This is a genomic window from Nostoc paludosum FACHB-159 (assembly GCF_014698835.1).
In the GTDB taxonomy this organism is placed as follows: Bacteria; Cyanobacteriota; Cyanobacteriia; order Cyanobacteriales; family Nostocaceae; genus Nostoc; species Nostoc paludosum.
The window spans coordinates 202,864-227,441 of sequence record NZ_JACJTU010000008.1 but is presented as its reverse complement, the minus strand read 5'-3'; the positions used below and the strand labels follow the sequence as shown (position 1 = coordinate 227,441).

The window sequence follows — 24,578 nt, the reverse complement described above, 5'->3', positions numbered from 1 at the left end:
CCGCCCCTAAAATTTGATAGCTAATGAATAGACAAGCTGGTAGCAAAACCAAAGGGCGAGTTTGGGTTGTGGAAAATGGTAAAATGCGATCGCGCTTCGATCATCTCACCACCGAAGAACCTTTAGAAATTCGCCTCGCTCCCTTCCAAAAAACTGTAGCTGTTACCATGCGAACACCAGGCGCAGATTTTGAACTAGCTGCTGGTTTTCTCTATGCTGAAGGAGTCGTTAACCGTAGAGAAGATATCCAACGTATTAGTTATTGCGTAGACGAGTCAGTAGATGGGGAGCAACGATATAACATTGTAAATGTAGAACTGCGGCATGGTTTAATTCCAGACTTACAGCCCTTGGAGCGTCATTTCTATACCAGTAGCGCTTGTGGGGTATGTGGTAAAGCCAGCCTTGGGGCTTTGCGTTTGCGGGGATGTTCAGCGATCGTTACCGATCTAACAGTAACACCTGAAATTATCTACAGCTTACCAGATCGGCTGCGAGCTGCTCAAGGCATCTTCACCGCAACAGGAGGTTTACACGCTGCGGCCACCTTTGATACTCAAGGACAATTGTTAAATCTGCACGAAGATGTTGGGCGCCACAATGCTTTAGATAAACTGATTGGTTCTGCATTTCTCAGTGACGAGTTACCTTTAAATAATCATATTGTCTTAGTCAGCGGACGCTCTAGTTTTGAAATTTTGCAAAAATCTGCAATTGCTGGAATTCCCATCGTCTGTTCTGTTTCTGCTCCCAGTAGTTTGGCGGTGTCTGTCGCCAAAGAATTCGGAATTACCTTAATTGGATTCTTACGCGGAGAGCGGTTTAATGTTTACACTGGCTCGGAAAGAATAGAAACTATAAACTGAAACAGGTGCCTGAATTTTAAATTCATTATTTTGAAATTAAAAATTGCGAGAAAATGAAGATCGAACTTTGAGTACAAAATTTATAGTTTAACTGGTAACTCCTTGGATAAAATGCACTAACTCCAATTTAGAGTTCCTTTAATTTTGAACTATACGCAACTCTATAAATGGAGTTTTTGCTTCACCTGTCCAAATTTCTTCTAGTTGCTGCGTATCTTGACTTGAGAGTTCGTCAATTTTTACTTCTGTTTGTGATTTGTAATATGTAAATCTAAACTGATATACTCCTAGCTTCAAAGGTTTAAGTATCCAGCCACCGTAAAAACTTGTGGGAATTAAAATTCCTAACCTATTACCCCAAATCCAAAATGTTTGTGCTTCAATAAAAAAAGTTACATTTGCTTTTGGTATCAAAGAAGGATAAGTATATTCCTCTGATTGTGTATAGCTAAACCAGCCACCTTCTACTAATATTTCATCATCTTCACCTACAATTTCTGGATATAACAAGTCTGAAGCCAATTGAAATCGAAGAGTCTTATCTGTATTATTAGTGATGCGTATACCCATTTGTACAGAATCTATAGGAAAAATTTCTCCCCCTGATAGTGATAAAAGTTGCAAAATATAGCGCAATTTTCCTATACATTTTTTTTTGGGAACTGTTAATACTTGCTTTGAAACTAGGGTTTCAAAAGAAATCCCATTGATTTCAACACTATTACTAGCATTGTCTTCAAAATATGCCATCTTGACTATACTCTCAAAATTTGTGGCAGAAATTATAGAAAATATTAAATTAAATAACCTGTAAATATTGAAATCTCAATTTAGCATCAAGTCAAATATGTATTATGTATTCAATTAAACTTTAATAATCAATTTGACTGATAAGGATTAGTTAAAAGTCAATCTGCCTTGTTCGCTGAATGCTTATACAAACGAAATCTAAATACTTTATCCTGGTCTCTAGTTTCTAATTTTTCTCCTTTAGTAAATCGAGCCTTGACAGTAGTTACTAATTGATAATCACCTATCAAACTTTGTAAGCCTGTATGTAACTCTTTTGGACTTAATTGATTGAAAGCACCATAAAAATTTGGGGAACCATCATAAATATCTGGAATATAAAAACCACCTTTACCTGTATCAACAATCCACTTTGGTGGGTTCGCTTTTAAAACAGAAACTGCCTCGCGTGCAATCTTTAAAGTCAGAGCATCTGAGTTTGTGATATCAATATGTGTTGGATTTTGACAATCTAGGAGAGTATATAGAACTGATGCCGAACCATATATAAAACAAGAGTCCCCAGGCTTAATATTTTGTTGCAGCATCGAAAAAGCTTGTACTTTCTCTTTTGTGACTTTCACAAATTTTGTCATGGGGTGTTCTAGAGGATAACGAGTATTCTGATAAAACCCAGAAATGTAATACTTTGCTTCTACCCCAATGGAGTCACGAACCACATATCCAGAAAATACACTTGCTGTAATAAATAAAAATGCCAATGCTAAGCCTTTTTTCCAGCTAGGGGAAATTTTAGTTGACATAATTATAGTCAAGATTGCTGAAAAAATTAAAACATCGTCATCTGTATAAGGTCTACCAGGCCAGGACATTTGCATAGCCCAAGTTGTTCCTAGCGTGAGAGCTATCAGTAATGGGAAAATTGGATATGGCAATCCGAAAAACTGTTTACTCTTCTCAGGAAAAATACAACTAGCAATCAAAGCTAGGCTAAAGAATGTTCTTGGGATGTCATAAGAAATTATATTATTCTCACCTAAAAAAATTTTTCCTAATAATGCACTAACAATTAGCAAAATAATAATTACTATTGTAAATTTTAGGCGATATTTATTTAAAAATCTGATGATTATTTGTCTGACGTAATTACATTTTCTGTTAAATGATGTTGTTATAAATCCTGGGGGATTAAAATTTTGATTAAATACTAATTCTTCTGGTTTAATAATTATTAAAAAAGCTAAAAGACATAATAATAATGGGAAAACCAGGTATATTAAAATTTGTGCTATGGAAGAATTATAGTAAATTGCTCCACCTGATAAAGCATCGATTAAACTGGAAAACGTGCTGATATATTTTTTTTCAGAAGCACCAATAAAAAGATGATATAATGCTTGTGATAAGCTATTATTCCATAACAAAACTCCTACTATTAATCCTAATCCTAAAATAATTCCGATTAAAAATGGAGCTAACACAGAGAGCAAATAATTTTCTTTTTTTATATTTCTCCAAATATAGACCACAAGAACTGCTAACGTAACCCCTATACAAATAGTTCCGTTACTCTGGCGTGCCGCCATGACTAAAGCTAGAAAAAATCCAGCTGTAGTTAAATATATAAATGAAGCTTTTTTGGTTAGCTTGTTCAGACCAAGAATGAGAAAAAAAATAGTAATCGATAAAAACAAAGTTACATAATTATCATTTCCTCCACGATAAAGTACAGGATGCATGAATAACCATCCACTAGAGACAGAGAATGATATGAGCCTTGAAGTAAATTGCCTACAAGATAAATAAAAGAAAAATAGGGTGCTAATCTTCACCAACAACCTAGCAATTAAACTACTTAAGTAGTTTTCTCCTAATATTTTTTGAAAAAAGGCATCTATAACAATACCGATAAATCCAGTTTGGTAATCAAAATCTTTGTAGGGAAAATCACCATGCAAAATTCTATTACCAAAATGAAATATTTGACTAGTATCTGACCAGTTCATTCCATACAGTGACAGTGGGAATGAAATTAATATAATAACGATTAAGAGCAGAAATAAGGTAGAAGTTTCTCGAAATCCATTGGTTTTTGCAATTTGAATATTCATTTCTTGGCCTCAAATTCCAAAGAGGATTTTTTAATCTTGCAAGAAGAATATTGTTGAGCTATCTTGAGTATCTATGCCATTTTTTGATATTTCACAGCCTCTACACCCTTTGAAGTGAATGTCCACTGACGCCGATACTACATTGCAGCTGCCAGTATCATAAAGAAATAATTTATGTAATACGTGTACTTTACCATCATTCCCATGTATTATTAAAATAAAGTTCTTGTAAAGGTAAACATCTTAACTGCCTATGCTATGCACACAAAAACTTTAAAAAGTGATAATTAGAAGCCAGTTATATTGAGGTGAGAAGTTAAAACCTACTTATAAAGATGATTTCACTCATTGTAATTTGATATTTAAATTATATCTACTTATCTATTAGAGAAATTGCATAAATATGATCTTTATGTGTATTGATGCATTTGTTACCATAGCATCGGTTAACTATGAAAATATAGTGAATTTCTATACAAAATTGCTCAAGCAAAAACCAGCTACTTCGATGCCAAATGTCTATGCTGAGTTTCATTTGCCTAGTATGCGATTAGGTATTTTTAAACCAAAGGATACCAATGAATCGGAATTTGAAGTAATGTCTTTTGACTCGCCGCTTTGTGTCTACAGCAAAAGTAAGATAAGTTTATGTTTAGAGGTGAGTAACTTAGAAGATGCGATCGCCCACTTAACCGCTTTGGGCCATCCCCCACCAGGAAAGATTTCCATTGCTTCTCACGGCAGAGAAATTTATGCTTATGACCCTGATGGTAATCGTTTGATTTTACATGAAGCGAAAAGGAGTGTTGAGTGCTGAGTTAGGAGTTATTCCCGGATTTCTCACCACATCTCTCAAAACCTTGAGCAGGGGAGCAGGGGAGCAGGGGAGAGTTCAATGTGCCTTGTTCTTTCCCCTCTGCCCCTTTCCCCCTCTGCATTTCAAACTTGTGAGAAATGCGGGTTATTCTCCTTATCTCCCACCCTGCGGGAAGCTAAAGCTACATCTCCTTCATCTCCCCACTCCCTTTGATTGAAAATAATTAGTAATTGATAGTTAATCAAAAATTATGTCCATAACTCAAAACTATAAATTAAACCTGATTCAATGGTATCCAGGTCACATTGCCAAAGCTGAGAAGAATCTCAAAGAACAGCTAAAACGTGTAGACGTAGTGTTTGAGGTACGAGATGCCCGGATTCCTTTAGCGACTCACCATCCTCAAATAGCTGAGTGGGTGGAGGGGAAGACACGGGTGTTAATACTCAACCGGGTAGATATGATTACGCCGCAAATGCGATCGCTGTGGATAGATTGGTTTAAACGTCAAGGAGAAACGCCTTATTTTACCAATGCTCAACATGGTAAAGGTATAGCAGAAGTGGCACGGGCAGCCCAAGCCGCTGGAGTAGAACTGAATAAAAGAAGAAGCGATCGCGGCATGTTACCCCGTCCAGTGCGGGCTGTGGTCATTGGTTTTCCCAATGTTGGTAAATCGGCTTTGATTAACCGTCTGTTAGGACGGCGAGTAGTAGAAAGTGCTGCTCGTCCTGGGGTAACTCGCCAACTGCGCTGGGTGCGAATTTCGGAACATCTGGAATTGCTTGATGCTCCTGGTGTCATCCCTGCTAGGTTAGAAGACCAAGACGCAGCATTGAAATTAGCAATTTGTGATGATATCGGTGACGCATCTTACGATAATCAGCTAGTAGCAGCAGCTTTAGTAGATTTACTGAACTATTTAGAAGCTGTAGCCACAGATCTATTACCAAAAAAACCGCTAGAGTCCCGCTACCAACTCGATTCTATATCTGAAACTGGAGAAGCATATTTGCACGCCTTAGCAGAGCATCGTTACAAAGGTGATGTCGAACGAGCCGCAAGGCAGCTTTTAACAGATTTTCGCAAGGGATTACTCGGTGAAATAGCCTTAGAAATACCGCCGAATTGAACAAAAATGTAGAATACAGAATTTATAATTCAGTAAAATATTTATTGCAAAAGTTCAAAAAGGGCAGTCTTTGTCATCAAAATTCTTGTAGAGACGTTGCATTGCAACGTCTCTAATCCCTATTTTCAACGCAGGTCAATCTCTTCGTTGGGGATTCAAACCCGCCACTAATTGATTTTTAGCCTTGGTGGCGCGTCTCCTGCTTCTAAACTGAATTTCAACTTCTGGATTCTTCTTCAATTTTTGGAACTCCGTTAAAGGTAAGACTTCAAACAAAGCGCAAATCTTGACAACAGAACGAGGGTGATTTTGCCAAGCTTGGGGGAGAATAGCTTGAGCAGCTATAGCATCTGACCTAGTGAGTAATCCATATCGATTCACCTTTTGAATTAAGGGCTTTAACACTCCTGTCCAAGGTCGATAGTTCCACAAAGATGATTTGCCCTCAATATCCAATAAATCGTATCCCAGTAGCTTTAATCTCGGATGATTTTCTGGAATCTGGTGTTTGCTAGCATCTACAAACAATAGATAATATTGTTCGCTAGATACCGGAATTGGAAGCCAATCGAGCAAGTCCCACACTTCCTCTAATGAATCTAGACGAAAGTTGTGGGAATAACTAAAGTGTGGATTGCACCAAGAATCAATACTGCGAATTTCATAACTAGCAGGTAAACCAAGATTTTTTGTATACTCTCTATATTCGTAGTCATTCAAAGACTTAATTACTCTCGTACTTAACCACATTATTTGTACTGTATAAAATCTCTAACAAGGAATTTTGAATGAGTTATTTTTGGCAACTTCCCTTGAAGTTAGGGACATCTAAAATTTTAGATATCTCTGCCAACAGTTTTCAAAGCTCTTTTAACAAAGAACCATCTCAAATACACTACTAATAACGCACCCTACAAATAGTTAATTCTGTTCAAAAATTAAACCGGATTCCTATATCAACATACAGCTGATTAACAGCATAGTAAATTCATTTAATAAAAAATCCTACTTTTCTTACATTTCCTACTAAATGTTACCGATATTCCAAGTTTTCAAAGCAATACCGTAAGAGATGGTTTAAAAAATTACCTAGTATAGTCTAAACACATATCTTGCCCCTGAGAGGCTTTGAAATCGCCATTTTTTTGTAATTAAATAATCAATAGTATATGCACTAACTTTGATTCCGGTTTAAGAAGAATTTATCAAGGTATGATGAATAGTTCTAAGGAAATTCAAAATTTCTGACAGGGACAAGGTAGCGATCGCCAATTTACCAACAGCTAAAAACGGGATTTAGCCAGACTTTAACAGGGTTATAGTTGAAGTTGACACTAATTTACAGCTAGGCTCCCGACATCGAATTAATTGTAATATCAGATACACGCAGTTGTCGGAATGCAATTAACAGTGTCATAAAGAAAAGGTGAAAAGTTAACCTGTAGGGTATAACTTACCCAATTGCCTGCACCTGTAGCTTCAATGGATCATTACACTCATGACTGAACTCACCCTACGCCTACAAGAGGGAGATACCGAGACAACCATCGCAGTTGACCAAGATGTATTTACAATTGGTCGTTTGCCAGAATGTAACTTGTACTTACCTTTTGCTGGAGTATCCCGCAACCATGCGCGGATTTTAAAAACGGCTGAAGGTATGTGGACTATTGAAGATCTGGGCAGCAAAAACGGCACGCAAGTAAATAAATATCTTCTAAACTGTCCCCAACAGTTACATCACGGCGATGTCGTTTGGCTGGGTAATGTTAGCCTAGTAGTGCTGCTCACAAATCCGGTTTCAGAATCGACATTCACGCCAGAGTATGCGCCAACTTCAGAAACTAATGAGCAAAGAACAATTCTTCACAACGTCGAACAACTACAACAGCAATGGATTGCAGCTGATAGTAAAGATGGTAACATCAGCAATAAAGATAAAACCATTGCCCGTCTCAAAGACTTAGTTGATATCGCCAAAAATCTCTGTGCGGCGGCGTCCATAGAAGAGATTTTTTCCCAGGTGCAACAAGTTGTATTTCGTTACCTTGATAGTATCGATCGCTTGGCATTATTAATTGATGTTAATGGTTGCGGACACTTAGAATTAGTGAATGCTGCCACTAGAAATATTTCCCAACAAAAACATCTACCTGCCGATGGTAGTTGGATTAGTCGTAGCATCTGCCAAAAGGTATTTGACGAGAAAGTGGTCATCCAAACTGGTGATACTCATCAGGACGAACGATTTGCTAGCGAACAGAGTATTTTAGTCAAAGGCATTCGCAGTGCAATGGCAGTGCCTTTATGGGATGAAAATAAAGTTGTGGGCGTTCTCTATGCCGACGCCAATCTTTCTTCTTACCATTGGGCAAACGAAGGCGAAGAAGAACTGAGCTTTTTTTCAGCTTTAGCAAATCTTGTGGCTTCTAGCGTCCAGCGTTGGCTACTGGCAGAAAAACTCAAAACTGAAGAAGTGATTCGCCACCGACTAGAACGCTATCACTCTCCAGCAGTTGTACAGCAATTGATAGCTGTAGGCGCGTCCCCAGATGGACGTTTAGCCCCATCAGAGAGCGAAATTAGTATTTTATTTGCGGATTTAGTAGGTTTTACAGCAATTTCTGAAAGATTAACACCAACTGCGATCGCACAATTATTAAATAATTTATTTGAAGAAATGCTCAAAGAAGTATTTACTTACGGCGGTACTTTAGATAAATATATTGGCGATTGTATCATGGCATTTTTTGGCGCTCCAGAACCGCAACTAGACCACGCCGATCGCGCCGTAGCTGCTGCTAAGGGAATGCTAAATCGTCTCGAACATCTCAATGCCAATAATTTTTGGCAAGAACCCCTACAATTACGCATTGCAATTAATAGTGGTAAAGCCGTCGTCGGAGATGTTGGTAGTTCCCAGAGGGTGGATTATACAGCATTAGGCGCAACAATTAATCTTGCAGCCCGCATGGAAGGAGTTTGTCCTCCAAGTGAATGCGTGATTAGTGAAGCTACTTATGCAATGCTTTCGCAACCCTCAGATTTTCAAGAAATGGGAGATTATCGCTTCAAAGGTATCGATAGATTAGTGAAAGTTTATCAAACAAAATTGCAGCCAGTATCAACAATTATTAGTCATTAGATATAACAATCCTCTTTTAATAGTGAAATTTTCGTAGAGGCAATTGTTTAATAGGAGTAAGTTTATTGATTGAGATTATTAGAGTTCCTGCTACACCGGAGCAAATTGAGCATATGCTACAAAAGTTAAAAACTATGACTCAGTTCCAAATCTAAAATCCCAAATCTAAAATTAAATGCCTGTGCCAGCGTGAAAAATTTCCTCTGCGGTCAAATTTAACTCTGGAAAAGTTGGTGATTGGATGCGGTCATTGCCTCGAAATTTACTAACGCGATACTCACCTTCTTCTAAACAGCAAACCGAAATAGTAGGTTGTTTAGGGTTGCCAATAAATTCCCTACCGCCGAAAGCTGCGTAATCAACAATCCAATATTCAGGAATTCCCATCTCCTCATAGTCAGCGTATTTTTTTAGATAATCATCACGCCAATTTGTACTGACTACCTCAATTACTAAAGAAATTGATGCTGCTTGAGTAACAGTTGATTGTTTTTTCCACAGAGGTTCGTTAACTAAATTAGGAAGATTTAGAACTAGCACATCTGGCGAGTAAGCTGATTCGTTCTCAACTGGTTTAACTAATACTGTTTTTGGTATACCATAGGGCAAATTAAGGCGACTATATTCTAAAGTAATTTTTGTGGCTACAAATCCAATTACCTCTTCATGGTCGCCTGTTGGTTGAGGGATTTCAACTACTACTCCATCATATAGTTCGTAACGTTTTCCCGTCTTATCTGGATATTTAGCAACGAATTCATCGAATGTAACTAGTTTGCCTAAGGCTTGAGTCATAGCTTAATTCCTCGAATTCTGTTAGCGCAGGAGGGCGTAGCCCATTCTGATTTCTGACTTTTTCTTGATTGGTATATTTTATTCCAAAAATAGTTGCGAGATTGTAATACTAAGCAGCTAATTGTTAACTAAAAGACTACTCAACGCTCCAATAAAGAGCGCTTAATTTCTGTTTTGCAACTAACCACTGACAAAAGACTAAGATTTAAGTATAAATACACGATTAAATTGTATATATTACTTCAAGTTTAATTGCGAAACTGTAATATGTAGCAACCATTTCTTAACTAAAAGACTAGAATTTGGGTGGTGGCTTCCAGAATAGATCTGTGTAACACTAGGAAGCCAACAGTTAAGGTATTTTTTAACGGGAGGTCAGGTAATGGCGATCGCCACGATTAATCCCGCCACTGGGGAAACTATTCAAACCTTTGAGCCACTCAACGATGCAGAAATTGACGCTAAACTCGATTTGGCAAATCGGGCTTTTGAAGGCTATCGCCAGACTAGTTTTCAAAAGCGATCGCACTGGTTAGAAAAAGCTGCCGATATTTTAGAGCAAGACAAAGCGGAATTTGCCAAGTTGATGACTCTGGAAATGGGTAAGCCATTCAAAGCTGCGATCGCCGAAGTCGAAAAATGCGCCGCAGTTTGTCGCTACTACGCCGAACACGCCGCTGGTTTTTTAGCTGATGTTCCTGTAAAAACCGATGCCAGCCATAGTTTTGTACGCTATCAACCCTTAGGGGCGATTCTGGCAGTCATGCCGTGGAATTTCCCCTTCTGGCAAGTTTTCCGCTTTGCTGCACCAGCACTCATGGCGGGAAATGTCGGCTTACTCAAACACGCTTCCAATGTGCCGCAGTGCGCCTTGGCAATTGAAGAGATTATTCGACGGGCGGGTTTTCCAGAAGGTGTATTTCAAACTTTATTGATTGGGGCTAGCAAAGTCGCTGGCTTAATGGCAGACGAAAGGATAAAAGCTGCCACCTTAACAGGAAGCGAACCAGCAGGCATATCCCTCGCCGTCGCCGCCGGCAAACAAATTAAAAAAACAGTTTTGGAATTGGGAGGAAGCGACCCGTTTATTGTGTTAGCAAGTGCTGATTTAGAAGCAGCAGTTGTCACAGCAACTACAGCGCGGATGTTAAATAACGGGCAATCATGTATTGCAGCAAAACGTTTTATTGTCGCAGAAGCGATCGCTGACAAATTTGAAAAATTGTTGTTAGATAAATTCGAGGCGCTGAAAGTGGGCGATCCCATGCAACCAGACACCGATATCGGGCCCCTGGCAACTCCTGGGATTCTCCAGGATTTAGACCAGCAAGTACAAACTGCTACAAAAACTGGTGGTAAAGTCCTCATCGGTGGACATCCATTATCAGATCGTCGAGGGAACTTTTATCCGCCAACCATTATCATAGATATCCCCCCCCACACACCAATTGCAAAAGAAGAATTCTTTGGCCCGGTTGCTTTATTATTCCGGGTTCCAGATATCGATGCTGCCATAAAACTCGCTAATGACACCCCCTTTGGCTTAGGTGCAAGCGCTTGGACAACCGACGATGGAGAACGCGATCGCTTGGTTGAAGAAATCCAAGCCGGTGCCGTATTTATCAACGGTATGGTCAAATCCGATCCCCGATTGCCCTTTGGTGGTATTAAGCGTTCTGGATATGGCAGAGAATTGAGTATCCAGGGTATACATGAGTTTGTCAATGTTAAAACTGTGTGGGTGAAGTGATTAGGGATTGGGCATGGGGGATGGGGCATGGGGCATAGGCAATAGGCAATAGGGCAAGGACATAAGAGATAGTAAATACCGAATAGGGAATAGTAAATGGGGAAGTGGCAGACAAGAGGGACAAGGCGGACAAGAAGAATAACCCATGCCCAATGCCCAACTCCCAATGCCCAATGCCCAATGTCCAATGTCCAATGCCCAATGCCCAATGCCCAATGCCCAATATTTATTGTCGCTAGTCAGGAAATAAAATGAATACAGCAGAACTCTTGGTGCAGTGCCTAGAAAATGAAGGAGTACAATACGTTTTTGGACTTCCAGGTGAAGAAAACCTGCACGTTTTAGAAGCACTAAAACATTCTTCGATTAAATTTATTACAACTCGTCATGAACAAGGTGCAGCGTTCATGGCGGATGTCTACGGACGGCTAACTGGAAAAGCCGGAGTGTGTCTTTCTACTCTTGGCCCTGGGGCCACAAACTTGATGACTGGGGTAGCAGATGCGAACCTCGATGGTGCGCCTTTAGTGGCGATTACCGGTCAAGTGGGAACAGACAGAATGCACATTGAATCCCATCAATATTTAGATTTGGTGGCGATGTTTGCCCCTGTTACTAAATGGAATAAGCAAATTGTTCGACCGAGTATTACACCAGAAGTAGTGCGAAAAGCATTTAAGCGATCGCAATCTGAAAAACCTGGTGCAGTTCACATCGATTTACCAGAAAATATTGCTGCCATGCCCGTAGAAGGCAAACCTTTGCGTAAGGATAATAGCGAAAAAACCTATGCATCTTTTGCTAGCATTCGGGCAGCAGCAGCAGCAATTTGCCAAGCAGTTAACCCATTAATTTTAGTAGGAAATGGGGCAATTCGCGCTAGAGCCAGTGATGCTGTAACGCAATTTGCCACCTTGCTGAATATACCTGTTGCTAATACCTTCATGGGTAAAGGCGTGATTCCCTACACACATCAATTAGCGTTGTGGTCAGTGGGATTACAGCAAAGAGATTTCATTACATGCGGATTTGATAATACAGATTTAGTAATAGCGATCGGCTACGATTTGATAGAATTCTCTCCTAAAAAATGGAATCGTGACGGCAAAATTCCAGTTGTGCATATAGGATTAAATCCAGCAGAAATCGATAGCAGTTATATTCCTGATGCCGAAGTCGTGGGAGACATTTCTGATTCCCTCTATGAAATCTTAAAATTAGCAGACAGACAAGGAAAACCCGATCCCTTTGCCATCAGTTTACGAGCAGATATTCGCGCCGATTACGAACAGTACGCCCATGATGATGGATTTCCCATTAAACCGCAAAAGTTAATTTATGACTTACGGCAAGTGATGGGGCCAGATGATATCGTCATCTCTGATGTTGGCGCACATAAAATGTGGATGGCGCGTCATTATCACTGCCATAGCCCCAATACTTGCATTATTTCCAATGGCTTTGCGGCTATGGGCATTGCGATTCCTGGTGCCTTAGCAGCAAAACTTGTTCATCCCAACCGCAAAATTGTTGCTGTCACCGGCGATGGCGGCTTCATGATGAACTGCCAAGAATTAGAAACTGCTTTACGTGTCGGTACGCCATTTGTCACCATCATTTTTAATGACGGTGGCTATGGATTAATTGAGTGGAAACAAGAAAATCAATTTGGTAAAGGAAACTCATCTTTTGTGCATTTTGGCAATCCTGATTTTGTCAAATTAGCCGAAAGTATGGGTTTAAAAGGTTACCGAGTTGAATCAGCTTTAGATTTAATTCCCATACTCAAAGAAGCCCTCGCTCAAGATGTACCCGCAGTCATAGATTGTCCTGTAGACTATCGCGAGAATCACCGCTTTACCCTAAAAGCCGGCGAATTGAGTTGTGCGCTGTAAAAAGTTAGGAGTAGAGACGCGATTAATCGCGTCTTTGTAAAAGTAAGGAGTTAGGAGTTATTTATTCCTAACTTCTTATTAATTTCTACTAACGCACAACTTTACTTCATTTATAGATCAATACGGTTCAGATAAAATTAAAACCTTTATCCTGCGAACAGAGACGTTGCAATGCAACGTCTCTACAGGTTTATGGTTCTCCAAAAAATCCTTAACTGAACCGTATTGCAGTAAAAAGACCCTTGTACTGATAATTTAACTCGCTGTCATGTCTATTCTTTCGTTGACAATTAGCCGATTGTTTTTGCTAATTTACGACTTGGCTACCATGACTGCGGGGGTCATCTTGACTAGGCGTTGGTGCTACTGGGGCCGAGAATTTGGAAACTTGTCCGCTAGATTGACCATAGGGAAGAGAGGAGCCAGTAACTAAAGCCTCTAAGTTGCTAGCCATGATTGTCCGGGGTTGATCGCCGATCGCCTGGGCGATGGTTTCCCCACCCGGCTTCAAAAACACAAAGTGCGGAATCCCATCCACGCGATATTTCAGCATTTCTGGCAACCACTTGGTATTATCCACATTCAGCATCACAAAATTTAGTTTGTCAGCATATTCTGTTTCCAGTTGAGCGATATCTGGTGCCATTTTTTGGCAGACTGTACACCAATCAGCATAAAACTCCACTAGAGATGGTTTACCGTTGGTCATTGCTACTTCTAGTGGTGTGGACGCTTCACTTAATTTCGCCAAGGAAGCGGAAGTTGTTTCAGTTCGCAATCCTATGAAAAAGGTAACGCTCAGGGCGATCGCTACGATCGCAACTAAGAAGTTTCTCAAACGCTTCCCTAGGGTCGATTCAGACTTTTCGGGAGAATTAGCTGGTGAACCCGTACTCATAATAGTATTATTACAACTTATTAAGTAGTCTCTTTCACTCTAGCAATTTACACGAGTCGGGAGTAGTAAATTACTAAGATCAAACTACCCCATCAGAAATCCTGCATTTTTTACATTTCGCCTCTGTGGCGGGCAAAATCCTTGTTATCTAATAATCAAACTGCATATTTTGTCAACAGCGCCACTAATCAAACTAGTTTTTACCAAATGCGCGGATGGGTAGGTGTTGGCCAGAGGATGGTTACAAAAATGCCTGTATTGCCTTATATGTAAGCACTTGACGATTCGAGTACCAGTAAACCTACCGCGCACCTTATCTAGACTGGCTTTCAGCGATTTACATCTAGCCAAATTACAAACCGTCGTGTTATGATTCTTGCATTCGCGCAACCGAACCTTGAAAACCAAATAATACAAAGCTTTCAAATGCCAGCCATTGCAATTAATCAAAATCCCTATTAGGGATTGAAACAACATCTACGCCATTTCTCAAAGAGGTGGCATCCAATTGCAATTAATCAAAATCCCTATTAGGGATTGAAACAAAATTTTGATTTTATCTAGCGCTTTGAAGGTGAAATTGCAATTAATCAAAATCCCTATTAGGGATTGAAACCGCGCGATCGATCGCCATATTCAGACGATGGTGCATTGCAATTAATCAAAATCCCTATTAGGGATTGAAACATCGAAGCGTTCATCGACAAAAGCAGCAATACAATTGCAATTAATCAAAATCCCTATTAGGGATTGAAACAGAAAAGCAACCACAAGGTTGGACTCAACTGGAGGATTCAGGATTGCAATTAATCAAAATCCCTATTAGGGATTGAAACGAACGATATAGGACAGACGTTGCTAAGTGCAATCGAGATTGCAATTAATCAAAATCCCTATTAGGGATTGAAACTTGCGTTCCCCAGCAAGCCACCCCCACAGCAAAGGATTGCAATTAATCAAAATCCCTATTAGGGATTGAAACGTATCTTACGTTGAGGACATTCCCATATCCTAATTGCAATTAATCAAAATCCCTATTAGGGATTGAAACATTTTTAGCGCGGGCCATAGCTTTAAACTCCTAAATTGCAATTAATCAAAATCCCTATTAGGGATTGAAACTTAGAATTCCCGTTGAACCGTGCTAACCAGTACAAAAATTGCAATTAATCAAAATCCCTATTAGGGATTGAAACTTAATTTGTAAATCACTTTCTAGTAAATCTTCTCATTGCAATTAATCAAAATCCCTATTAGGGATTGAAACTTTACCTGCAAGCTGTGAGCAAACAGCTTTAACTTCATTGCAATTAATCAAAATCCCTATTAGGGATTGAAACGTAAATTCAACGCCTAATTATGCTGAAGGGCGAGAAGATTGCAATTAATCAAAATCCCTATTAGGGATTGAAACCTCCATTTTGAATTGTTTGTAAAACGCCACGTTGCTGCGATTGCAATTAATCAAAATCCCTATTAGGGATTGAAACCTGCCAACGCACAGATAATGACTGCGGCTCCCGAATTGTTATTGCAATTAATCAAAATCCCTATTAGGGATTGAAACAGTTTGAAATTCAATCACCTGATGGAATTGCCCTAAATTGCAATTAATCAAAATCCCTATTAGGGATTGAAACGCGGTGGTATAGCATCAGGAGGATTTTGTCAACCAGATTGCAATTAATCAAAATCCCTATTAGGGATTGAAACAACCTCAATACTGATAGTATTCCTGAGGTAAATGGAATATATTGCAATTAATCAAAATCCCTATTAGGGATTGAAACCAAATCTCTCATGATTGCCGCCCCGACCGCTGGAATTGCAATTAATCAAAATCCCTATTAGGGATTGAAACACTTTAGTACTTTCTAGGGTAACACCGAAGAAAGTAAATTGCAATTAATCAAAATCCCTATTAGGGATTGAAACTAAGACTAACTTACAACATTTCATTATTCATAGCGAATTCTCTGCGTCCCTTTGCGCTTACCACTGCGCTCCTTTGCGTTTAAATTTCAACCGTCAATTCGCCACGATTTTACGCAAAGCTGTACTTAGGTATCTCAGCCATTTAGCTTTCATTGCAATTAACCAGCCTATCCCCGACTTATCAAACAAGTCGGGGATAGCACTTAACTTACAAAATCACTCCAGTTTCTTTCAAATAAACTCGTGTAAATGGTTCATCTTGCCCCAAAGTGTAGTCCTCAATTAACCCTTTGCGACGAATAGAAATGTCGTTGCCTTTTCTAATCACCACAGTAGAACCGTCAAAAACATCCCGCGCCAATATCATCTCAGTTTCGGTGGGATTATCCAAAACTACGAGATTACTACGTTGGTAAAACATACCCTCTTGCTCTAATATGTCTTCCCCATACTCAGCAATCAACACATCAAGTTTGGGATGACGCAGCAAAGTTTGAACATTGCTGTTGTAAGTTGTGCTTAATACTTTTTTCGAGCGATTCACAAAAACTGCGTCACGACAAACAGCGCCAATTGTCCAGTCAGGATGTTGCAAAAGAATATGGTCAATTGTTGTTTGCAGTTCTTCAACTGAGATTTTATTAAAGGTAATAATCGGTATCCTGGCATCTGTACCAGACTCAAAAAACGTTTCTAAAATATGAGAAGGCACATCAACGCTTTCACCTTCAGAAGGTTTCAAATGCATTAAAATTCCTGGTGCAGCGTTAATTTCCAAGATAGCGAAGTTACTCGATTTCCAAGATTCTGCAAGACTTTTGGTAATGACATCAATACCCAAACAAGTCAGCTGAAAGTGTTGGGCAATATCTTGGGCGAGGATAATATTGTCATCATGAACTGTATGTGTTGCATTGATGCTCATACCCCCAGCGGAAAGATTGGCGACTTTACGTAGGTAGACGGTGCGCCCTTTCTCAATTACACTGTCCAATGACAAACGCTGTTCGTCTAGGTAGAGTTCCATCGCATTGTCCACCAGAATTTTACTCATGGGCGAGGTGGGTGAATCTAAACGTGCAGGTTTGCGGTTCTCTTGACGAATTAATTCGGCGATGGTTAGGTAGCCATCACCAACAACCGATGCCGGACGGCGTTCTGTGGCGGCGACGAATTTACCATCAACACACAACAAACGAAAATCCGATCCGGAAATGCTCTTCTCTACTATGATTCTGGGTAGCTGGTCTTCAGGAATCGCTGCTACTGCCCGACTATAAGCAGCTTCTAGTTCTTTTGAGTCTTGCACATCAGCGGTAACGCCAATTCCTTTATGACCTACCACTGGCTTAACTGCTACTGGGTAGCCAATTTGTCTAGCGGCTGCGAAAGCTTCCTTTTCGGAAAAGACGATCTCGCCTTCAGGTACTGGAAAACCCAGAGTTTTCAAAAATGCCTTACAGTCGTCTTTGCGGGTAGTAAATTCCGAATCTAGATGACTATCGCGGTTAAATGTTGTTGCTACCCCCCGCACATGTTTTTTTCCCATACCATATTGCATTAATCCTTCTTCCCACAGATAAAATGCGGGAATACCTTTTTCGTAGGCTGTTCGCAATAGGGCGTAGACTGTGGGCCCACCATAAACAGATGCGCGGAATCTACTTTGCAGCCTCACTAGCTGATCCTCAAAGTCGAAGTCTTCGTCTTGGGTAATGGCTTCAAACCAATCCCAAACAAAGTAAACTACTTCTCTAGTTGTGCGTTCGTGTAGGGATTCGATACCAATTCGCGTGGATTTTAGATATGGCTTGACACTCCAATGATTGAGGTGCAAATCCATGTCCAATTTTCCGACTTGTGAGGCCACTTGGGCGAATAGGTGGGCATAGGATTCGTAGCTTTGGTCGCGCAGATGGGGATAGCGATCGCTAATCCTCGAAATATAATCCTCAATAGGCAAAGGCTCTTTCAACTCAACTAGAGCAAAATCAAAAACTAGTGCCCCTCTATCTAAATAAGGGTTAGTTCCAATGTAATGCTTGAAGTTGAAGATATCGAATACATCCGTTCTTCTAGCATTAATGCGGACTAAATCGCTGCTTTTTTGTTGAACCATTGATTATGAACCTTTGGCTAAACACCCTGAAATTGAGACGCTGAGTTCGATTACTCAGACTTATTGATTGTTAGAATTCACGAGTCAGAATACTTACAAATATCATCGCCTTGCCTCCTCCTGAATACTGAATTCCAACAATTGATTCAGGCAATAGGCAAAAGGCACTCTTGCAAGAGGATTCTAGAAGATTAACTGTACCTAGCTTCCCAAAAATCAAATACGAGTCTTACTAGATGCGTATTTAATTGCGTAGCTTGCTTTACGAATTGACACGAACCTACCCTACCGATATTACGAAATATCTTCAACTATCTCAAGGCATAAATCAATCTTAAGTACATCAGCAAAAAAAAATTACATTCAATTCATCCTGATGAATCACCAAAGATACGACCTTTGAATGGTGCAATACTTTAAGAATAATTTGTATAAACTATATACAGTATCAACGTATACGGTATTGAGGAAACAGCAAAGTATGAATGGCACACAAGCTGCTCTAAGAGATGAAGTTAGGTTACTGGCTGAGGAAGCTTTTCACCGGAGGCTAATTTCTGGGCATGGAGATGGGCCAGACATCAAAGAGTATCAAATTGTCTATCAAGGCAAACCCAGACATCTCCCACTAGAACAAGCACGTTTTTTCTTGAGTAATTTGCTTTACAGAAGCGGGATTCATTAGATTATTCATCAAGCAATTTTAGATTTTGGATACTTCGACAGGCTCAGTACAAGTTTTGGATTTTGGATTGAACCTACGGATAAATTTAATTCTCAATTCCGATAGGGGGCAATTTTTTGACATAATCAAATAGCAAGCCTCTTGCTAGAATTAAGATTAACTGCTCAAACTGCACAAAAAATCTCCGATCGCCAACTCTAATACGATCCATCGTGCCTCTAGAGATATTTTCTAGGGGCTGTTGACGCAGTAAGGAATTCTTAATTAGTAAACAACCTGTTATCTAATTTAAAAAATCGTTTGGTTTAATTGCGATCGCCGGTTTTCATACTAGCTTTTTCAAGTAATCTCCCAAAAGGAAGATATTATAATCTCAATTGTCATGGTTTATTGAAATTTATCTAAATCAAATCAGGGGCCATCATGGTAGAAAGTAATCCTAAAAGACAATTAGTAATTATTGGCGGAGCCGAAGACAAAGAGGGAGATTCCCAAATTTTGCGGGAATTTGTACGCCGCGCTGGTGGTACAAAAGCGAACATTGTGATTATGACAGCGGCCACAGAACTACCCAGAGAGGTGGGAGAAAATTATATTAGAGTGTTTGAGCGATTAGGAGCCGAGAATGTCCGCATCATTGACACAGAAACTCGCGATGATGCGTCTTCATCAACCGCATTGCAAGCTATTGATAAAGCAACTGGGATATTTTTTACCGGGGGAGACCAAGCTCGCATCACCAGCATTCTCAAGGATACTGAAATCGATACGGCGATTCACAAACGGTATGGTGAAGGCGCGGTTATTGCAGGTACCAGTGCCGGAGCGGCTGTAATGCCAGATAAAATGATTGTCGAAGGAGATTCCCAAACCAACCCGCGAATCGAAACTGTGGAAATGGGCCCCGGTATGGGATTTCTCCCAGGAGTGGTAATCGATCAACATTTCTCTCAGCGTGGAAGATTGGGACGCTTAATTTCGGCTTTAGTACTAGAGCCGGCTGTCTTGGGATTCGGTATTGATGAGAATACCGCGATGGTTGTGACAGATAGTCAAATTGAAGTGATTGGTGAAGGTGCAGTCACAATTGTCGATGAATCAGACGCTACATATAACAATGCGGGCGAAATTTTGAAGGATGAGCCGTTGGCGATTTGTGGAGCTAAGCTACATATTTTGCCACACGGCTTCAAATTTGACCTCAAAACCCGCCAGCCTATCCTCAATAATGGCTCTGTGGCAAATGTCTCTGTAGGAGTTAGTTGATTTGAGTCCTGTGGGTTGAAATCGGCGATCGCTAAGTTACTATTTCTTATATGTTAAGAATTAGTTAATAAAGTTTTAATTCAGCAAAATGCAGTCATTATAAAAGACTGGGAAAATCAAAAATAATTTCCCAGTTTTTTAGTATCTTAGCTCAGTTAGTAACTTGACGATGAAAGCCATAATATTAGCTGCTGGTGTTGGACGACGCTTGGGTAAAGATGGGCAAATCCAACCCAAATGCTTACTAAAGTTTAACGGCAAATCTTTATTAGAGCGCCATTTGAACTATCTTCGTCATTATCAAATAGACGAAGTAGTAATTGCCGTAGGTTACCAGGCAGAAAAAATTCAGGATGAAATCAAAGCGTTGGGAGCCGAAAATTGGGTTAGTACAGTTTACAATCCTGACTATACCAAAGGCAGTGTCATCAGCTTGTGGGCTTTACGTCAACATCTTGCCGCTGGTGATGATTTATTGTTAATGGATGCAGATGTTTTGTACGATCGCCACATCATCGAACGATTGGTAAAAACAAATATCTCCAATTGCTTCTTGTTGGATCGAGATTTTGTACCGGGGGATGAACCCGTGAAACTTTGTGTTAAAGACGGTTATCTTGTGGAGTTTCGTAAACAACTGCCTTTGAACCTGGCTTATGATTTGAAAGGTGAGTCAGTGGGATTCTTTCGTTTTGGAAATGCGATCGCTCGCCGTCTCGCCAGCCGCACAGAACAATATGTGACTGATGGATTGCACGACCAACCTTATGAAGAAGTAATTCGGGATTTATTATTAGAAACTCCAGAAGTATTTGGTTACGAAGATATTACCGGTTTACCTTGGATTGAAATTGATTTTCCAGAAGATATTCAACGTGCCGAAAACGAAACTTTACCGCAAATTGAAATAGCAGAAAATAGAATTCAGAAGTAAAACAGGCTGGAATTGTTGGTATAAGACAGAGAATAGACTTCTTGCATAAATAATTTTTTGTCTCACGCAAAGGCGCAAAGACGCAAAGAAGAAGTCGAAAATAAGGACTTTTGCAAGAGGTCTAATGTCTACTCCACCAAGCTGAAATTTACTTTAAACACCAAGATTTGTTTGAGGAGCAACACAGATAATTCTTTTTGTTTATCTTTGGTTAAAAAGCATAAAACTCGGATTTTTACAATTTATTTGAAACGTTAAGACAAGCAAAATAGATGGATAAAATATTTACACCCGTCGTCAACACTGCAAAATTAAGTAAGTATTCTCAACTGCGGGCATTATTAGAATCGCCTCAACTCGAATTCATCATGGAAGCTCACAATGGAATTAGCGCCCGCATTGTGGAAGAGGCTGGATTTAAAGGAATTTGGGCCAGTGGATTAGCGCTTTCGGCTCAATATGGCGTTCGGGATAATAACGAAGCCAGTTGGACTCAAGTTGTAGAAATGCTAGAGTTCATGTCTGATGTTACCAGCATCCCGATTTTGTTAGATGGCGATACTGGTTATGGCAACTTTAATAATATGCGTCGCCTTGTTAGGAAATTAGAACAGCGAGGTATTGCTGGAGTTTGTATTGAAGATAAACTTTTTCCCAAAACCAATAGCTTTATTAATGGTAGTCGCCAAGCCTTAGCTGATATTGATGAATTCTGCGGCAAAATTAAAGCTGGTAAAGATAGCCAAACACATCCCGATTTCTGTATCGTCGCCAGACTTGAAGCTTTGATAGCCGGTTGGGATCTCTCAGAAGCATTGCGGCGAGCCGAAGCTTACCATGCCGCAGGCGCAGACGCGATCCTGATTCACAGTAAATCATCTCGTCCCGACCAAGTGCTAGCCTTTGCTAAAGAATGGGCGGGGCGTTCTCCATTAGTAATTATACCGACCAAATATTACAGCACCGCTACCGATGTGTTTCGCAAAGCTGAAATTAATTTAGTCATTTGGGCAAACCATCTGATTCGAGCTGCTGTTGCTAGTATGCAAGCGATCGCCCGCGAAGTTCAAGCCAGCGAAACTTTAATCAACATTGAAGATGATATTGCGCCAGTCAAGGAAATTTTCCGCCTACAGGGAGCCGACGAACTCCTAGAAGCCGAAAAACGCTACTTTAGTAACGGACGCCATCATACTCAAGCGATCGTTTTAGCTGCTAGTAGAGGACAAGAATTAGCAGGATTGACTTTAGATAAACCAAAAGTCATGTTACCTCTTGGAGGTAAACCCCTGCTGAGACTTTTAGTAGACAAATTCAAGAAACTTGCCATTAACGATATCACCGTTGTCGCCGGTTACAAAGCAGAAACTATCAACGTTACGGGAACAAAAGTAATTCGTAATCCAGATTATGAAACAACTGGAGAATTAGCATCCTTAGCCTGCGCTCAAGCTAGCTTTGCTGATGAAATGCTAGTAATTTACGGCGATTTACTATTTAGAAGCTATATATTGCGGGATTTATTAGAATGTCCTGGAGAAATTGTGGCTGTAGTTGATTCTGTTATCAACTCTAAATCGGTCAGTGGTTCCCCTGACTATGCTTATTGTTCAGTTCCAGATGACCTTTCCATCTTCGGGCAAGACGTTAACCTTTTGCACGTTTCCAAAGCAACCCAAACCAACTTGGGAAATTCCTGCGGACGCTGGATAGGAATGTTGCGCTTACGCAGTCAAGGTAGACAGTGGGTGAGTCAAGCACTCAATGAATTGCAAACACGGCCGGAATTTAATAGTTTGGGTTTACCGGAATTATGCAATTATTTAATCGAGCAAGGCAAACCCATTAAGGTGCTATATATTCGCGGTAATTGGTTAGATGTTAATTCCTTAGATGACCTTGATTTGGCCTTTCAATTGAAACAATAGGGAATGGGGCATGGGGCATGGGGCATGGAGAAATAAGCTTGAGCATTAAACTTTTAAACTAGAACGTTGAGGTTTTGAACTAGAACGTTGAGGTTTTAAACTAGAACGTTGAGGTTTTGAACTAGAACGTTGAGGTTTTGAACTAGAACGTTGAGGTTTTAAACTAAAACGTTGAGGTTTTAAACTAGAACGTTGAGGTTTTAAACTAGAACGTTGAGGTTTTGAGGTTAAAACTTTCAGTTCAAAGTCTCTACCTCACCCCCCTCATCCCCAATGCCCAATGCCCAATGCCCAATGCCCATGCCCAATACCCAATGCCCAATGCCCTACATTTATGATTGAAGCAAAGGAATTTGTCGAAGCTGCTCGTAATTTTGGTTTTGATTGGTATGCTGGCGTACCTTGTTCTTTTCTGACGCCGTTTATTAACTACGTCATTAACGATCCTCAACTGACTTATATTTCCGCAGCTAATGAGGGAGATGCTGTGGCGATCGCATCTGGAGCTACAATTACAGGTAAACATGCAGTGGTGATGATGCAAAATTCTGGTTTGGGGAATGCAGTTAACCCGCTAACTTCCTTGAATTATATTTTTCGGATTCCACTGTTAGTTATTTGTACCCTAAGAGGCGATCGCAATTTACAAGATGAACCCCAACATGAATTAATGGGGCAAATCACAGATAAATTACTGGAAACTATGACTGTACCTTGGGAATTTTTCCCCACAGATGCAGCAGAAATAGAACCAGTCTTGCAAAGAGCCACAGCTTACATAAAACAAGAGCGCCGTCCATACTCTCTAATTATGCGTAAGGGAACAATTGCGCCCCATGCACTGACGCGCTCTTCTATCCCCAAACGCGAAGATAACAATGACGCTCATATTGAGCAAAGCTTTTTTAAGGGTAATCAAGAAGAACGGATTTCCCGCAACCAAGCTTTAGCTCGAATTGTCGAACTCATCAACCCCGAAAATACCGTAATAATTGCTACTACTGGTTATACTGGCCGCGAACTCTTCGCAACTAAAGACAGCGCCAATCATCTTTATATGGTTGGGTCGATGGGTTGTGCTTCCTCAATGGGATTGGGGCTTTCCTTAGCGCGTCCAGATCTCAAAGTTGTGGTGATTGATGGCGATGGCGCAGCGTTAATGCGAATGGGTAATTTTGCGACTATCGGCACTTATGGAGGTGCGAATTTACTCCATATTCTCTTAGATAATGAAGTCCATGATTCCACAGGCGCACAAGCCACCGTCTCTTTTGGTATCTCCTTTGCCAAAATTGCCGAAGCCTGCGGTTATGGCGTCACATTAGCCGGAGACGACCCCGCGCTTTTAGATGCTTTATTTACCGCAGATACGAAAAGTAGACCGAAATTCGCTCATCTCAAAATCCGTCCCGGAACTCTAGAGAAGCTACCCAGACCAAACCTCACCCCGGAAGCAGTGTTGCAACGCTTTGTGAAACATATTAATAATTCGTAATTCGTAATTCGTAATTCGTAATTAATAAATTCAAAGTACAAACTCTTGATTTATTAA

General features: G+C 40.2%; 18 protein-coding genes and 1 CRISPR repeat array. Of the genes, 11 read left to right on the top strand and 7 right to left on the bottom strand.

Annotation, left to right across the window (positions count from 1 at the left end; translation table 11 throughout):
* Positions 1 to 23 precede the first annotated feature (23 nt).
* Complete coding sequence (gene fdhD / locus H6H03_RS10925) at positions 24 to 866, top strand: formate dehydrogenase accessory sulfurtransferase FdhD (RefSeq protein ID WP_190955146.1); 843 nt, start codon at positions 24 to 26, stop codon at positions 864 to 866.
* A gap of 138 nt (positions 867 to 1,004) precedes the next feature.
* Here the strand turns inward: fdhD and H6H03_RS10920 are convergent, their stop codons facing one another.
* Complete coding sequence (locus H6H03_RS10920; protein ID WP_190955145.1) at positions 1,005 to 1,616, bottom strand: hypothetical protein; 612 nt, start codon at positions 1,614 to 1,616, stop codon at positions 1,005 to 1,007.
* Positions 1,617 to 1,774: 158 nt separating this feature from the next.
* Positions 1,775 to 3,727, bottom strand: a complete 1,953-nt coding sequence (locus H6H03_RS10915) for a hypothetical protein (RefSeq protein ID WP_190955144.1) — start codon at positions 3,725 to 3,727, stop codon at positions 1,775 to 1,777.
* Positions 3,728 to 4,130: 403 nt separating this feature from the next.
* Between H6H03_RS10915 and H6H03_RS10910 the strand changes: the two genes are divergently transcribed.
* Together H6H03_RS10910 and ylqF are read left to right on the top strand one after the other, a co-directional pair.
* Positions 4,131 to 4,544, top strand: a complete 414-nt coding sequence (locus H6H03_RS10910; RefSeq protein ID WP_190955143.1) for a VOC family protein — start codon at positions 4,131 to 4,133, stop codon at positions 4,542 to 4,544.
* Between the two features lie 250 nt (positions 4,545 to 4,794).
* The gene (gene ylqF, locus H6H03_RS10905) at positions 4,795 to 5,676 is read left to right on the top strand and encodes a ribosome biogenesis GTPase YlqF (RefSeq protein WP_190955142.1); all 882 of its coding nucleotides are present in this window, start codon (positions 4,795 to 4,797) and stop codon (positions 5,674 to 5,676) included.
* Between the two features lie 135 nt (positions 5,677 to 5,811).
* On the opposite strand, the gene H6H03_RS10900 is transcribed toward ylqF, so the two are convergent.
* Positions 5,812 to 6,426 (bottom strand): hypothetical protein, encoded by a 615-nt coding sequence (locus H6H03_RS10900; RefSeq protein WP_190955141.1) that lies wholly within the window; start codon positions 6,424 to 6,426, stop codon positions 5,812 to 5,814.
* 748 nt (positions 6,427 to 7,174) lie between these two features.
* Between H6H03_RS10900 and H6H03_RS10895 the strand changes: the two genes are divergently transcribed.
* Positions 7,175 to 8,821, top strand: a complete 1,647-nt coding sequence (locus tag H6H03_RS10895) for an adenylate/guanylate cyclase domain-containing protein (RefSeq protein WP_190955140.1) — start codon at positions 7,175 to 7,177, stop codon at positions 8,819 to 8,821.
* A gap of 171 nt (positions 8,822 to 8,992) precedes the next feature.
* Here the strand turns inward: H6H03_RS10895 and H6H03_RS10890 are convergent, their stop codons facing one another.
* Positions 8,993 to 9,616, bottom strand: a complete 624-nt coding sequence (locus tag H6H03_RS10890) for a Uma2 family endonuclease (protein ID WP_190955139.1) — start codon at positions 9,614 to 9,616, stop codon at positions 8,993 to 8,995.
* Between the two features lie 382 nt (positions 9,617 to 9,998).
* Here H6H03_RS10890 and H6H03_RS10885 point away from each other — a divergent pair, with 382 nt between their 5' ends.
* Entirely contained in the window at positions 9,999 to 11,366 is a 1,368-nt protein-coding gene (locus H6H03_RS10885; RefSeq protein ID WP_190955138.1) for an NAD-dependent succinate-semialdehyde dehydrogenase, read from the top strand.
* Here the strand turns inward: H6H03_RS10885 and H6H03_RS10880 are convergent.
* Positions 11,344 to 11,589 carry a hypothetical protein gene (locus H6H03_RS10880; RefSeq protein WP_190955137.1) on the bottom strand — a complete coding sequence of 82 codons (246 nt, stop codon included), beginning with the start codon at positions 11,587 to 11,589 and terminating at the stop codon, positions 11,344 to 11,346. The two genes, H6H03_RS10885 and H6H03_RS10880, sit on opposite strands and share 23 nt — an antisense overlap.
* Before the next feature lie 28 nt (positions 11,590 to 11,617).
* Here H6H03_RS10880 and H6H03_RS10875 point away from each other — a divergent pair, with 28 nt between their 5' ends.
* Positions 11,618 to 13,261, top strand: coding sequence for an acetolactate synthase large subunit (locus H6H03_RS10875; protein ID WP_190955136.1), 1,644 nt, complete (start codon positions 11,618 to 11,620; stop codon positions 13,259 to 13,261).
* Positions 13,262 to 13,568: 307 nt separating this feature from the next.
* On the opposite strand, the gene H6H03_RS10870 is transcribed toward H6H03_RS10875, so the two are convergent.
* Together H6H03_RS10870 and H6H03_RS10865 are read right to left on the bottom strand one after the other, a co-directional pair.
* Positions 13,569 to 14,159: a thioredoxin family protein gene (locus tag H6H03_RS10870; protein ID WP_190955135.1), complete on the bottom strand. Its 591-nt coding sequence runs from the start codon at positions 14,157 to 14,159 to the stop codon at positions 13,569 to 13,571.
* A 435-nt stretch (positions 14,160 to 14,594) separates the two neighbouring features.
* Positions 14,595 to 16,094: direct repeats of the CRISPR family, unit length 37 nt; unit sequence ATTGCAATTAATCAAAATCCCTATTAGGGATTGAAAC.
* A gap of 208 nt (positions 16,095 to 16,302) precedes the next feature.
* Positions 16,303 to 18,213 (bottom strand): acetate--CoA ligase family protein, encoded by a 1,911-nt coding sequence (locus H6H03_RS10865; protein ID WP_190955134.1) that lies wholly within the window; start codon positions 18,211 to 18,213, stop codon positions 16,303 to 16,305.
* A gap of 481 nt (positions 18,214 to 18,694) precedes the next feature.
* On the opposite strand from H6H03_RS10865, the gene H6H03_RS10860 reads away from it, so the two are divergent.
* The 5 genes from H6H03_RS10860 (at position 18,695) to aepY (ending at position 24,521) form a co-directional block, all read left to right on the top strand.
* Positions 18,695 to 18,898 (top strand): hypothetical protein, encoded by a 204-nt coding sequence (locus H6H03_RS10860; RefSeq protein ID WP_190955133.1) that lies wholly within the window; start codon positions 18,695 to 18,697, stop codon positions 18,896 to 18,898.
* A 423-nt stretch (positions 18,899 to 19,321) separates the two neighbouring features.
* Positions 19,322 to 20,164, top strand: a complete 843-nt coding sequence (locus tag H6H03_RS10855; RefSeq protein ID WP_190955132.1) for a cyanophycinase — start codon at positions 19,322 to 19,324, stop codon at positions 20,162 to 20,164.
* A 169-nt stretch (positions 20,165 to 20,333) separates the two neighbouring features.
* Entirely contained in the window at positions 20,334 to 21,098 is a 765-nt protein-coding gene (locus H6H03_RS10850) for a phosphocholine cytidylyltransferase family protein (RefSeq protein WP_190955131.1), read from the top strand.
* Positions 21,099 to 21,370: 272 nt separating this feature from the next.
* Positions 21,371 to 23,026, top strand: a complete 1,656-nt coding sequence (gene aepX, locus H6H03_RS10845; protein ID WP_190955130.1) for a phosphoenolpyruvate mutase — start codon at positions 21,371 to 21,373, stop codon at positions 23,024 to 23,026.
* Between the two features lie 280 nt (positions 23,027 to 23,306).
* Positions 23,307 to 24,521: a phosphonopyruvate decarboxylase gene (gene aepY, locus H6H03_RS10840; protein ID WP_242057809.1), complete on the top strand. Its 1,215-nt coding sequence runs from the start codon at positions 23,307 to 23,309 to the stop codon at positions 24,519 to 24,521.
* Positions 24,522 to 24,578 lie beyond the last annotated feature (57 nt).

Coding starts and splice junctions, on each gene's coding strand:
- H6H03_RS10865 (WP_190955134.1), bottom strand. CDS start 18,213: ATGGTTCAACAAAAAAGCAGCGATTTAGTCCGCATTAATGCTAGAAGA.
- aepY (WP_242057809.1), top strand. CDS start 23,307: ATGCCCAATGCCCAATGCCCATGCCCAATACCCAATGCCCAATGCCCT.
- H6H03_RS10895 (WP_190955140.1), top strand. CDS start 7,175: ATGACTGAACTCACCCTACGCCTACAAGAGGGAGATACCGAGACAACC.
- ylqF (WP_190955142.1), top strand. CDS start 4,795: ATGTCCATAACTCAAAACTATAAATTAAACCTGATTCAATGGTATCCA.
- aepX (WP_190955130.1), top strand. CDS start 21,371: ATGGATAAAATATTTACACCCGTCGTCAACACTGCAAAATTAAGTAAG.
- H6H03_RS10850 (WP_190955131.1), top strand. CDS start 20,334: ATGAAAGCCATAATATTAGCTGCTGGTGTTGGACGACGCTTGGGTAAA.
- H6H03_RS10910 (WP_190955143.1), top strand. CDS start 4,131: ATGATCTTTATGTGTATTGATGCATTTGTTACCATAGCATCGGTTAAC.
- H6H03_RS10875 (WP_190955136.1), top strand. CDS start 11,618: ATGAATACAGCAGAACTCTTGGTGCAGTGCCTAGAAAATGAAGGAGTA.
- H6H03_RS10885 (WP_190955138.1), top strand. CDS start 9,999: ATGGCGATCGCCACGATTAATCCCGCCACTGGGGAAACTATTCAAACC.
- H6H03_RS10890 (WP_190955139.1), bottom strand. CDS start 9,616: ATGACTCAAGCCTTAGGCAAACTAGTTACATTCGATGAATTCGTTGCT.
- fdhD (WP_190955146.1), top strand. CDS start 24: ATGAATAGACAAGCTGGTAGCAAAACCAAAGGGCGAGTTTGGGTTGTG.
- H6H03_RS10870 (WP_190955135.1), bottom strand. CDS start 14,159: ATGAGTACGGGTTCACCAGCTAATTCTCCCGAAAAGTCTGAATCGACC.
- H6H03_RS10860 (WP_190955133.1), top strand. CDS start 18,695: ATGAATGGCACACAAGCTGCTCTAAGAGATGAAGTTAGGTTACTGGCT.
- H6H03_RS10915 (WP_190955144.1), bottom strand. CDS start 3,727: ATGAATATTCAAATTGCAAAAACCAATGGATTTCGAGAAACTTCTACC.
- H6H03_RS10900 (WP_190955141.1), bottom strand. CDS start 6,426: ATGTGGTTAAGTACGAGAGTAATTAAGTCTTTGAATGACTACGAATAT.
- H6H03_RS10855 (WP_190955132.1), top strand. CDS start 19,322: ATGGTAGAAAGTAATCCTAAAAGACAATTAGTAATTATTGGCGGAGCC.
- H6H03_RS10920 (WP_190955145.1), bottom strand. CDS start 1,616: ATGGCATATTTTGAAGACAATGCTAGTAATAGTGTTGAAATCAATGGG.